General features: G+C 67.3%; 9 protein-coding genes and 1 tRNA gene. 1 reads left to right on the top strand and 9 read right to left on the bottom strand.

The window, feature by feature from the left end:
- Positions 1–18 precede the first annotated feature (18 nt).
- Positions 19–1,434 (bottom strand): deoxyribodipyrimidine photo-lyase, encoded by a 1,416-nt coding sequence (locus tag FHW84_RS15585; protein ID WP_167256890.1) that lies wholly within the window; start codon positions 1,432–1,434, stop codon positions 19–21.
- Between the two features lie 111 nt (positions 1,435–1,545).
- Between FHW84_RS15585 and FHW84_RS15580 the strand changes: the two genes are divergently transcribed.
- Positions 1,546–1,635, top strand: a tRNA-Ser gene (locus tag FHW84_RS15580).
- 247 nt (positions 1,636–1,882) lie between these two features.
- Here the strand turns inward: FHW84_RS15580 and FHW84_RS15575 are convergent.
- From FHW84_RS15575 to FHW84_RS15540, 8 genes are all read right to left on the bottom strand, one after another.
- The gene (locus FHW84_RS15575) at positions 1,883–3,550 is read right to left on the bottom strand and encodes a S41 family peptidase (protein ID WP_167256889.1); all 1,668 of its coding nucleotides are present in this window, start codon (positions 3,548–3,550) and stop codon (positions 1,883–1,885) included.
- 138 nt (positions 3,551–3,688) lie between these two features.
- Positions 3,689–4,969 carry a serine--tRNA ligase gene (gene serS, locus FHW84_RS15570; RefSeq protein ID WP_167256888.1) on the bottom strand — a complete coding sequence of 427 codons (1,281 nt, stop codon included), beginning with the start codon at positions 4,967–4,969 and terminating at the stop codon, positions 3,689–3,691.
- 115 nt (positions 4,970–5,084) lie between these two features.
- On the bottom strand, positions 5,085–5,660 hold the full coding sequence (locus tag FHW84_RS15565; protein WP_167256887.1) for a hypothetical protein: 576 nt from the start codon (positions 5,658–5,660) through the stop codon (positions 5,085–5,087).
- Between the two features lie 91 nt (positions 5,661–5,751).
- Positions 5,752–6,378 carry a DsbA family protein gene (locus tag FHW84_RS15560; protein WP_167256886.1) on the bottom strand — a complete coding sequence of 209 codons (627 nt, stop codon included), beginning with the start codon at positions 6,376–6,378 and terminating at the stop codon, positions 5,752–5,754.
- A gap of 61 nt (positions 6,379–6,439) precedes the next feature.
- Positions 6,440–7,771, bottom strand: coding sequence for a replication-associated recombination protein A (locus tag FHW84_RS15555; protein WP_167256885.1), 1,332 nt, complete (start codon positions 7,769–7,771; stop codon positions 6,440–6,442).
- A gap of 217 nt (positions 7,772–7,988) precedes the next feature.
- The gene (locus FHW84_RS15550; RefSeq protein WP_167256884.1) at positions 7,989–8,654 is read right to left on the bottom strand and encodes a YoaK family protein; all 666 of its coding nucleotides are present in this window, start codon (positions 8,652–8,654) and stop codon (positions 7,989–7,991) included.
- Positions 8,655–8,664: 10 nt separating this feature from the next.
- Entirely contained in the window at positions 8,665–9,324 is a 660-nt protein-coding gene (lolA, locus tag FHW84_RS15545; protein ID WP_167256883.1) for an outer membrane lipoprotein chaperone LolA, read from the bottom strand.
- Positions 9,325–9,383: 59 nt separating this feature from the next.
- A complete protein-coding gene (locus tag FHW84_RS15540; protein ID WP_167256882.1) occupies positions 9,384–11,714 on the bottom strand; it encodes a DNA translocase FtsK in 2,331 nt (776 codons plus the stop codon).
- Positions 11,715–11,744 lie beyond the last annotated feature (30 nt).

The following is an 11,744-nucleotide window of genomic DNA, read 5'->3' as shown; positions in this document are numbered from 1 at the left end:
GACAACCTGCTCTTCGGTCTAATCCCGCCCCCGCATCGCCTGATAAGCCCCCAACGCATCCCGCCGCGACTGCGCCAGATCCACCATCGGCGCCGGATAACCGCTGCGCGACAACAGCGAGCCATCCTTCCACGGCTCATGCAGCAGCGGCAGCGGCGCATCCTTCAACTCCGGCAACCAGCGGCGCAGATAGCCCCCTTGCGGATCGAACTTCTGCGCCTGCGACACCGGATTGAACACGCGGAAGTACGGCGCCGCATCCGCACCGCAACCGGCCACCCACTGCCAACCGAGCGTGTTGTTGGCGAGGTCCGCATCCACCAGCGTGTCCCAGAACCACTTCGCCCCCTCGTGCCAATGCTGGCGGAGGTTCTTGGTGAGGAAGCTCGCCACCACCATGCGCACGCGGTTGTGCATCCAGCCGGTGTGCCATAGCTCGCGCATGCCTGCGTCGACCAAGGGAATGCCGGTGCGGCCATGGCGCCAGCGTTCGAGCAAGGCTTCGTCGGGCTTGGCCCAGCGGAAGTTGGCGAAGCCTGGGTTGAAGTTGTCGGTGGGGGTTTGCGGAAAGTGAAACAGCAGGTGGTGGGCGAATTCGCGCCAGCCCAGTTCGCGCAGGAAGGGTTCGAGATCCGGACGGCGCTTGGCGGCCAGGCCTTGCGTCTGGCGATGCAGGATGTGGTGGATCTGCCGCGGCGAGATCTCGCCGAAATGCAGATGCGGGGACAGGCGCGACGTGCCGTGGCGTGCCGGCAGGTCGCGCAGGCGCGCGTAGCCGTTGAGCGCGTCGTCGGCGAACAGCTCCAGCGCTTCGAGAGCGCCTTGCTCGCCCGGGGTCCAGGTTTCGCGCAGGCCTTTGTCCCAGTGGATGCGCGGCAACAGTTCGAGCGACTTCAATGTCACGCCATGCTTGGCTTTGGCAAAGCGCATGGCCGGCATGGGAATCGGCTCCTGCGGTTCCAGCCGAGGCCTTACGCTGCGCCAGAACGGGGTGAAAACGCGATAAGGACCATCCTGCTGCGTGGCGACCTGCCACGGCTCCACCCACAACGCCGCATTGAAACTCTTCGCCTCGATGCCTTGCTCGCGCAGCGCTGCCTTGATGTGCTTGTCGCGCTCGATCAGCGCGGGTTCGTAGCAGCGGTTCCAGTAGACCGCCGTGGCGCCAGCGGCGCGGCATGCGGTGACGAGGTTGTCCAGGGTGCCGCCGGTGCGGATATGCAGGCCGCCGCCCTGCTGCTTCAACGCGGCGGACAGCGCGGCCAGCGAATGATGCAGCCACCAGCGGCTGGCGGCGCCCGGCGCCCAGGCACCCTCCTCGTCCGGCTCGTGCACGTAGACCGGCAGGATGTGCCCATGCTCCGCGCAGGCGGCGGCGAGCGCGGGGTTGTCGGCCAGGCGGAGGTCGCGGCGGAACCAGACGAGAGCGGTCATCGGGATGGAAAGCCTTCGGAAGAACGAAGCTTATCGCCCAAAGCGGGCCCCAACGCCAATTCTGCTAGGATGGCGCCGCTTTCGCTGTCCTGGACAGCCGACAACGCTTACGGAGAGATGGCCGAGCGGTTTAAGGCACCGGTCTTGAAAACCGGCGAAGGGTCAAACCTTCCGTGGGTTCGAATCCCACTCTCTCCGCCAGATACCAGAACGCCCCCATTGGGGGCGTTCTGGTATCTGGCGGAGAGAGTGGGTAGAGAGAACCGGTGGCTCGGCTACGCCGAGCCACCGGTTCGACAAATTCGCCGGGAGCGAATTTGGACAGCCGCAGGCTGGCCCCGCAGCGCGCAGCGCGGAGGGGTGAGGCCCATGGATGGGCCTCACAATCCCACCCTCCCAAACCAAAGCGCCCCCTCCATCGAAACCTCACTAAGCCCCGCCCCCCATTTCATTTCCCACTCACCAACGCCCCCACCGCCCTTTCCAACACCACATCCCTCCCCCTCCGCACACTCTCCACCGTCTGCGAAACCCCAATCGTCGGCCGCAACCCCACCCCCTCAAACACCACCCCATCCGGCCCACGATCATTCCTGGTACAAACCCGCGCACTCCCCCCACCCGGTAGCGAAAAGAACAACGGCTGCCCTGTACTTCCAGCAGTAGTCTCCCCCACCGTAATCCCCCGCCGCATCGCCCCGAACATCGCGACAAAATCCTCCGCCGCCGAAAACGTCCGCGCACTCGTCAACACCGCCACCGGCACATCGACATGATGCGCAGGATCCGCCGGCACCTCGAACGGCACCACATCGCTCCACCCCGGCAACACACCACGCGCCCGATCCGCCGCCGCATAGCTTCTCGTACGAATCAACGGCCCCCGAATCGGCTCCCGCGCCAACAACTGCAACAAATCCACAGGTGTGCTGCCGCCCCCATTGGCACGCAGATCGATGACCAGCCCTTTGGACGCGTTCACCACCGACAGATTCGCGAGCAGCGCCTTGGTGCCTTCGCTGTCGTCGAACTCGTCGATGGCAAGAACGGCAATCCCATCCGGCCTCAACTTGAACGACACTCCACCGGTCCTCAGCTTCGATTGCGCTGCCAGCGTCAACCGGGTCAATACGCGGGTTTCTTCCTTACCTTCGGCATTCCTGGCAGTGACGTGAACCTGGCTGCCGGCCCGCCCGCCGAGCAAGGCATAGTCATAGGTGCGCACCCGCAGATCCTGCGCCGTCGAGGAGCTCTGGTAAGGCGCGATCTCGCGCTCCGCATAGGAACGTATGTCTTCGCCATCGATCTTCACCAGCACATCGCCCACACGCCAATGCTGCGCGGACAACGCCGGATCGTCGATTCCCGTCACCACCACAGCGTTTTCCACCCGCTGCGTGCGCAAGCCCGGCCGGCCATAGAAGGCGTCACGCAGAAGCTCGGGCGGATAGACATTGGTGTGGCCGTCCTTCAGCAGTGCGGCGAACCGCATCAGCACCCGGTAATACTGTTCGGTCGATGCCGCCGCCCGCACCTTGGGCAGGAAATCCAGGTAGGCCTGGTTCCAGTCCAGCTCGGGCTCGCGGTCGAAGAACGCGAAGTTGAAGCGGGCCTCCGCCCACAGGCTGGACAACCCCGCGATCTTCGCGTCCTCGCTCAGGTTCGGCGCGAACGGCAGATCCTGGCCGGGCTGGCGCGCCCACAGGCGCTCCTGGCTGCGCGCCGCCTCGACCAGCGGCTTGAATCGCGGGTCGCCATGGAGCGATGCCAGGTCGGCCTCCGCTGCCAGCTGGTCCGCCGAAACGCTGCCGCCCCTGGCCTGCGCGGCCATCAGCGCATCCATGGCTTTGTCCTTGTTACCGGCCAGCGCTTCATCGCGTGCGAGCTGGTACATGGCGGCATTCCAATGCCAATCCATGCCATTGGGGCCGGCCGTGTAGAACGGCTCGAGGATCGCCGCGGCCTCGGCATATTGCCGGGCCTGATGCAGTTTCAGCGATTCGATATAGCGCCCCGGCAGGCTGGCCGGTGTCGCGGGCGGCGACTGGGCCGCGGCGGCCCCGCAGGCCATGAAACATAAAATCCAAGCCAAGCTTCGCGTCTGCGTCCTGATCATGTCGTCTTCGCTGTTCGAATGGATCGAAGCACTGCTTGAGCCATCCCGAGCGGCGGCCCCCTTCGACATCTTCCCTAAAAGCAATGTGGCGGCCCATAAGAAAAAAGCCCGGCGAAGGCCGGGCTTTTCGTCACAGGCTCAGGCGATTTTTTCCGCCCCGTGCAGGTAAGGCCGCAACACCTCTGGCACCGTGATCGAACCATCCGCGTTCTGATAGTTCTCCATCACCGCCACCAGCGTGCGCCCCACCGCCAGCCCCGACCCATTCAAGGTATGCACCAGCTCCGGCTTCCCCGTCGCCGGATTGCGCCACCGCGCCTGCATCCGCCGCGCCTGGAAATCCCCGCAGTTCGAACACGAGGAAATCTCGCGATAGGTGTTCTGGCTCGGCAGCCACACTTCCAGGTCGTAGGTCTTCTGCGCCGCAAACCCCATATCGCCCGTGCACAGCAGCACCTTGCGATACGGCAGCCCCAGCTGCTGCAGCACCTTCTCGGCATGGCCGACCATTTCTTCGAGCTGAGCATGCGACTGCTCAGGCGCAGCGATCTGCACCATCTCCACCTTCTCGAACTGATGCTGGCGGATCATGCCGCGCGTGTCGCGGCCATAGCTGCCGGCTTCGGCGCGGAAGCACATCGAATGCGCGGCGAGGCGCATCGGCAGCGCGTCGGCTTCGACGATGCTGTCGGCAACCAGGTTGGTCAGCGCCACTTCCGCGGTGGGAATCAGATAACGCTTGGCCTCGCCGACGTGCGTCGAGAACAGGTCTTCCTCGAACTTCGGCAGCTGCCCGGTGCCCTGCATCGTCTCGGTATTGACGATCAGCGGCACGCTGCATTCCAGGTAGCCATGCTCGCCGGTATGCAGGTTGAGCATGAACTGCGCGAGTGCGCGATGCAGCTGCGCCAGCTGGCCGCGCAGCACGGTGAAGCGCGCGCCGGAGAGCTTGGCGCCGGCGTCGGCGTCCAGCCAGCCGTGGCGGGCGCCGAGGTCGACGTGGTCTTTCACTTCGAAATCGAACGAACGCGGCGTGCCCCAGCGCAGCTGCTCGGCATTCTCGCTCTCGTCCTTGCCCGGCGGCACCGACTCGTGCGGGATATTCGGGATGCCCAGCGCGATGTGGGCGATCTTCGCCTGCACCTCGACCAGTGCATGCTCGTTGGCCTTGAGCTTGTCGCCCAGGCCGGCGACTTCGGCCATCAGCGCGCCGACGTCCTCGCCCTTGGCCTTGGCCTGGCCGATCGCCTTGGAGCGGGTGTTGCGCAGGTTCTGCAGTTCCTGCGTCTCGGTGGACAGCCGCTTGCGTTCGCTTTCCAGCGCTTCCACGGCGGCTACGTCGAGTTCGTAGCCACGGGTTTCCTTGAGGCGCGCGGCGGTGTCGGCCAGGCGCGAACGCAGCAGGGCGGGGTCCAGCATGATGGGTCCGGATGATGGCCAGGGAACGCCGGATTATGGCGGCCGGGCCCGACTTGCCGCAATGCGACAGGCCGCGGCGCGCCCTCGCCCGCCGCGGCCTGTGATGCGGTCCGGCTTAAACGACGCGCCGTTCCGCGCGGCCCAGCCACCACGCCATGGCGGCGCCGGCCAGCAGCCAGCCGATCACCTGCTCCACCAGGGCGGCCAGGGTGAAGTCCAGCGGGAAGCGGTACCAGTTCCAGTACGGCACCATGGAGCTGAGCCAGGCGAACAACGCCGCCGCCACCGCGATGCCCAGGCGCTTGCGGAAGCCGAAGGCGGCCAGGCCCATCACGAAGGCCAGGGCCAGGGCGGACAAGGTGTCCGAGGCCCATTGCCGGCCCAGCTGCGGGCCCATCTGCATCAGATCGTCGCCCTGCGGCATATAGACGATCCAGGCGTACGACGAGGACTTGGCCTTTTCCGAATAAGCCTTGACGGCGGCCTCGTCGGACATCCTGGCGGGATCGAACGACGGCAGGATATAGACACCGGCCTGCATCCCCAGCCCCTGATGCAGGCTGTCCAGCACCACGTTTTCCGCCGCCGGCTGGCGTATGCCGGTTTCGCCCAGGCCCAGCGCCATATGTGCCACGGCGCCCCAGATAAACATCACGATGCCGCCGATCAAGGCAGCCACCAGTACGCGCATATCCGTCCCTCCCCCGGTTAGAAGCGCTGCGGTGGCCGGAATCTATGCCTGCGCGCGCAAGCCCCGCAAGGGTGCTCGCAGCAGGCTGCGCTCAAAGGCGCGAGGCGCCGATCGGCAAAGTGGCGACGCGGTGCATTTCCGCTTCGTCCCACAGCGCCGGATCGCGCAGGCAGGCCAGCGCGAAGTCGTGCGCGTCGCCGCCCCAGAACAGGCGGCCGTCGATGGCCAGGGTGGGCACGCCGAAGATGTCGTCGGCCATGGCCGCGTCGAAGTTGGCTTTGAGCTGCGCTTTCACGGCGGGGTCGGCAATCGCCGCGGCGGCATCCGCAATGCCCAGCTCCTGCGCAACCGGCGCGAGCGCTTCGGCCGTGTCGCCAACCTGCCCCTGTCCCCAGATCCACTCGAAGATCGCGCCGGTGGCGCGTGCATCGCTGCCGGCCGCAATGCACAGGCGCAGCGCGGCCAGCGGATTGAACGGATGCGCCGGCGGAAAGCGCAGCGGCTGCCCCGCCTCGCGCGCACGCCACAGCACGTGGCGATAGATGAATTCGCGCTTGGCGGGAATCTCCGCCGGCCCCTTCTGGCCGACGCGGTCGAGCACGCCGGCGAACAGGATCGGGCGCAAGCTCACCTCGTGCGTGCGCATCAGCTCCTCGATGCGCGGCCACTGCAGCCAGGCGAACGGGGAGACGAAGTCGAAGTACCAGACGATGGACATGCGATGGCCTCAGGCTACGGCAGAACGGCGGCGCCCGCGCGGAACGCCGAAGAAAGACCGCTTACTTGCCGCGCGCCTGCCGCCGCGCTTCGCGCAGGCTCAGCAGTTTCTCGCGCAGCTTCAATTCCAGGCCGCGCTCGACCGGCTCGTAGAACACGGTGCCGTCGAGCGCATCGGGCAGGCATTGCTGGCCCAGCGCGATGCCGCCTTCGGCATCGTGGTCGTACTGGTAGCCCTGGCCGTAGCCCAGCCCCTTCAGCAGCCTGGTCGGCGCATTGCGCAGATGCATGGGCACGTCCAGCGTGCCGGTTTCGCGGATCGTCGCGCGCGCCTGGTTGTAGGCCGTGTAGGCGGCATTGCTCTTGGGCGCCATCGCCAGCCAGATCGCCAGCTGCGCCAGGCCCAGCTCGCCTTCCGGGCTGCCCAGGCGCTCATAGGTGTCCCAGGCATCCAGCGCCATGCGCCAGGCGCGCGGCTCGGCCAGGCCCACGTCTTCCACCGCCATGCGGGTCATGCGGCGCGCCAGATACAGCGGATCGACGCCGCCGTCGAGCATGCGGCACATCCAGTACAGCGCGGCGTCGGGGTCGGAGGAGCGCACGGATTTGTGCAGCGCCGAGATCTGGTCGTAGAACTGCTCGCCGCCCTTGTCGAAGCGGCGCGTGCGGTCGGCCAGCACCTGCTCCAGCGTGGCTTCGTCGATGCGGCCGTCCTCGGCCAGCTCGGCGGCGATTTCCAGCAAGGTGAGCGCGCGGCGCACGTCGCCGTCGGCGGCGCGGGCGATCAGCTGCAGCGATGCGTCGCCGATGCTCAGCCCCTGCCCGCCCAGCCCGCGCTCGCTGTCTTCCAGCGCACGCTTGAGCGCGCCGACGATATCGTCCGCCGACACCGCTTCCAGCACGTGCACGCGGCAGCGCGACAGCAAGGCGGAGTTGAGTTCGAACGACGGGTTCTCGGTGGTGGCGCCGACGAAGATGATCACGCCGCGCTCGATATGCGGCAGGAAGGCATCCTGCTGCGCCTTGTTGAAGCGGTGCACCTCGTCGACGAACAGCACGGTGCGCCGCCCCTGCGCGAAGTTCGCCTCCGCCTCGGCCAAGGCCTTGCGCACTTCCGGCAGGCCCGACAGCACGGCGGAAATCGCGCGGAAATCGGCGTCGGCATAGCGCGCCACCAGCAGGGCCACGGTGGTCTTGCCGCAACCGGGCGGGCCCCACAGCACCATCGAATGCACGCGGCCCGCTTCGAGTGCGCGGCGCAACGCCTTGCCGGGCGCGAGCACGCGCTGCTGGCCGACGATCTCGTCGAGGCCGCGCGGACGCATGCGCTCGGCCAGGGGCTTGAGCTCGTCGGATTCGGGGAAGAGGTCGGGGGAGGAACCGCGGGCGGACATAGGACGCCATGATAGCGCGGGGAGGCCTGGGGACGCGGAATGCCCTAAGCAAACGGCTTCGCCGCATCGTCATCCCGGTGCAGGCCGGGATCCAGTAACGGCACCGTCGGGGCAGGCAACGGCCGCCAGAAGCTGCTCATGCTCTTGCAACCTCGCGCCTTGTCGCCACTGGATCCCGGCCTGCGCCGGGATGACGGCAATGGCGAGGCGCCGCCTTCTAATCGACCAAGTGGCGGTGACGGTAGATCGCATAGACCAGCCCAACCACACCCGTCATCACCGCCGGCAACAACAACGTACGCTCCGCCATCACCCCGAACGCCAACGCCCCCACCGCACTGCCCGCGATAAAACTGCCGGCCACCAACACGCAGACCTGGATGCGCAGGCGGTCTACGTCCAGCCCGCGCAGGCGCTGGCCGAGATAAATACCGAGGTCGGTGAAGATGCCCGACAGATGCGTGGTGCGGAACGTCGCGCCGCTATAGGTACTGGCCATGGCGTTCTGCAAACCGCAGGCGATCGACGCGAGATACAGCCCCGCATCGTTGCCGGCGTGGATCAAGGGCACCGCGGCGAACAGCAAGGCCGATTCGACCATCAAGGCCACGCCATAGCGCCGCCCCAGCTTCAGCGTGTGCTGCTGCACGATAAAGCCGCTCAATACCGCGCCAACGAGAAACGCCAGGATCGCCAGCGCCCAGTGCAACAGCTCGCCGCGGTTGCCTTCGGCGGCCGCCACGCCCATCAACGTGGCGGTGCCGGTCAGATGCGTGATCGCCTGATGGCGAAAACCCATGAAGCCCACCGCGTTGATCATGCCGGCGATAAAGGCCAGCAGCCCTCCGCCGATCCAGGCCCAGCGCGGCAGCTGGCGCAGCATGGAGGAAGCGTCAGTCCTTCAGCGGCTGCGTCTGGATCACCGGCGCGTCGCCGATCACGTCGGCGCCCTTCGGCGGCACGAAGTTGAACGTGGCCGGCGGGATGGCGGGATTGCGCTGCCAGTTGGCGAAGCGGATCTCGGTGACCGCGCCGAGCTGGTCGCGGAAGGTCATGCGCGCCAGGCCGTTGGCATCGAAGCCCAGGTCCGCGTAGTCGAACTGCGGGTCCTTGGCGGTGGAGGTAAGGCGCAGCCAGGCCAGGCCGTCGTGCTCGCCCTGCTCGGTCACCTTGAAGTCGCGGTCCATCTGCTTGAGGTCCGTGAGTACGGTGAGCGGGCTGTGCGCCTCCTCGGTGCTCTGCACGCGCACGGTGACCTGCTCCAGGTCCGGGTCGTACAGCCATACGCGGCTGCCGTCGGCGACGATGGTCTGCTTGTAGGGGGCGAGCGTTTCCCAGCGGAACTGGCGCGGCGCTTCCAGCGACAAGGTGCCGGAGCTGCTCTTGCCCTTGTTGCCGTTGGCGTCGGTGAGGATCTGGGTGAACTGGCCGGTCAGCGCATGCAGGCCGGTGGCGAAGGTGTCCAGGCGCGCGCGGGCCGGGCCGGCGGCGGCGTGGACGGCGCCGGCGGCGGTGAGGGCCAGCGCGGCGCAGAGGGCGAGGAAGCGGTTCATAAGGTCCCTGTTTCGTGTCGCGGATGGCGGCGCAGTCTGCGCCGACATCGCTTAATGGTTTACTTCGGCGGCGGCGGCGCCAGCACTTCGCGGTTGCCGTTGTGCTGCGGCGCGCTGACCACGCCGTCCTGCTCCATCTGCTCGATCAGGCGCGCGGCGCGGTTGTAGCCGATGCGCAGATGGCGCTGCACGCCGGAAATGGACGCGCGGCGCGACTCAGTGACGATGCGCACCGCCTTGTCGTACAGCTGCGCGTCGGCATCGCCGCCTTCCTCGCCGTCCTGCGGCAGGCCGGAGTCGTTGATGAACTTGCCGTCCGAGGTGGCCTGCACTTCTTCCAGCACGCCCTCGATGTACTGCGGCGCACCCTGCGCGCGCAGCCACGCCACCACGTTGTGCACCTCGTGGTCGTCGACGAAGGCGCCGTGCACGCGCTCCGGCGTGGCGGTGCCGGGCGGCAGGTAGAGCATGTCGCCGTGGCCCAGCAGGGTCTCGGCGCCGGACTGGTCAAGGATGGTGCGCGAGTCGATCTTGGAGGAAACCTGGAACGCGATGCGGGTGGGGATATTGGCCTTGATCAGGCCGGTGATCACGTCCACCGACGGGCGCTGCGTGGCCAGCACCAGGTGCACGCCGGCGGCGCGCGCCTTCTGCGCGAGGCGGGCGATCAGTTCTTCCACCTTCTTGCCGACGATCATCATCATGTCGGCGAATTCGTCGATGATGACCACGATGTACGGCAGCGGCTCCAGCGGCTCGGCCGCCAGGTTCGGCATCTCGGGGTTCGGGCGGAACAGCGGATCCAGCAGCGGCTGGCCGGCGTTCTCGGCGTCCTTCACCTTCTTGTTGAAGCCGGCCAGGTTGCGCACGCCCACCGCGGCCATCAGCTTGTAGCGGCGCTCCATCTCGGCCACGCACCAGCGCAGCGCGTTGGCGGCTTCCTTCATGTCGGTGACCACCGGCGCCAGCAGGTGCGGGATGCCCTCGTAGACCGAGAGCTCCAGCATCTTCGGGTCGATCATGATCATGCGCACGTCTTTGTGGCTGGCCTTGTACAAGAGGCTCAGCACCATCGCGTTCACCGCCACCGACTTGCCCGAGCCGGTGGTGCCGGCCACCAGCAGGTGCGGCATCTTGGCCAGGTCGGCCACCACCGGGCGGCCGGCAATATCCTTGCCCAGGGCCAGCGCCAGCGGCGATTTCATCTGGTCGTACTTCTCAGAGCGCAGCGCCTCCGACAGGTACACGATCTGCTTCTTGGCGTTGGGAATCTCCAGGCCGATCACGTTCTTGCCCGGGATCACGTCGACCACGCGCACGCTCACCACGGAGAGGCCGCGCGCGATGTCCTTGTCCAGGCTCGACACCTGCGAGCCGCGCACGCCGGCGGCGGGTTCCAGCTCGAAGCGGGTGATCACCGGGCCGGGATACACGCCCACCACCTTGGCCTCGATGCGGAAATCCTTGAGCTTCAGCTCGACCTGGCGCGACAGCACTTCCAGGGTCTCTTCGGAATAGCCCGGGCCCTGCGGCGGCGCCTCGTCCAGCAGCGACAGCGGCGGCAGCTCGCCGGCCTCGGAGGCGCCGGTGAACAGCGGGATCTGCGTTTCGACGCGGGCGCGCTCGCTCTTGGGCGCCGGCGGCGGCGGTGCTTCGATACGCACCGGCTCGCGCTTGGCCTGCTTCACGGCCTCGACCTTCTTGACCACCTCGCGCTCGGCGCGCGCCTGGCGCGCGGCCAGCACTTCGGGGGCTTCTTTGAGCTTGCCGCCGAACCAGCCGGCGATCTTCAGCATGCCCTGCCCGGTCAGGTCCATCAGCTTGAACCAGGACAGGCCGGTGGCCAGGGTCACCGCGATCAGGAAGATCGCCAGCAGCAGCAGCGGCGCCCCCGTGCCGCCGAAAGCCTGCAGCAGGCCGCGGCCCACCCACATGCCGATGATGCCGCCCACGCCCTGGGGCAGCACCGGCTCGTCGCTGAACTTCAGGTACAGCAGGGCCGGCGCGGTGATGAAGAAGAACACCGAGCCGATCAGCCGCAGCGAGGGCTCCCACGGCTGCACCGTGCGCACGCCGCGGTGGCGCAGCACCTGCACGCCCAGGCCCAGCAGCAGCAGCGGGAAGCAGTAGGCGACCAGGCCGAAGATGTAGCGCAGCAGGTTGGCGATATTGGCGCCGACGGCGCCGCCGAAGTTGCGCGCGTGCTCCACCGTGCTGGCATGACCCCAGCTCGGGTCCTGGTCGTTGTAGCTGAACAGGCAGACCAGCAGATAGAGCGCCAGCGGCAGCAGCAGCAGCGCGCCGGCCTCGCGCAGGCGGCGCTTCAGCTCCTCGCTGAGGCCGCTGGGTTCCTTGTTCTTGTCTTTCTTGACGTTCGCGCTACGCGCCACCGTATTCCTCGCGTGCCGGTCCTAGGGACC

The sequence above is a fragment of the Dyella sp. SG562 genome (assembly GCF_011759495.1).
GTDB classification, from domain to species: Bacteria; Pseudomonadota; Gammaproteobacteria; order Xanthomonadales; family Rhodanobacteraceae; genus Dyella_D; species Dyella_D marensis.
This window is presented reverse-complemented; position numbering and strand designations above follow the sequence as displayed.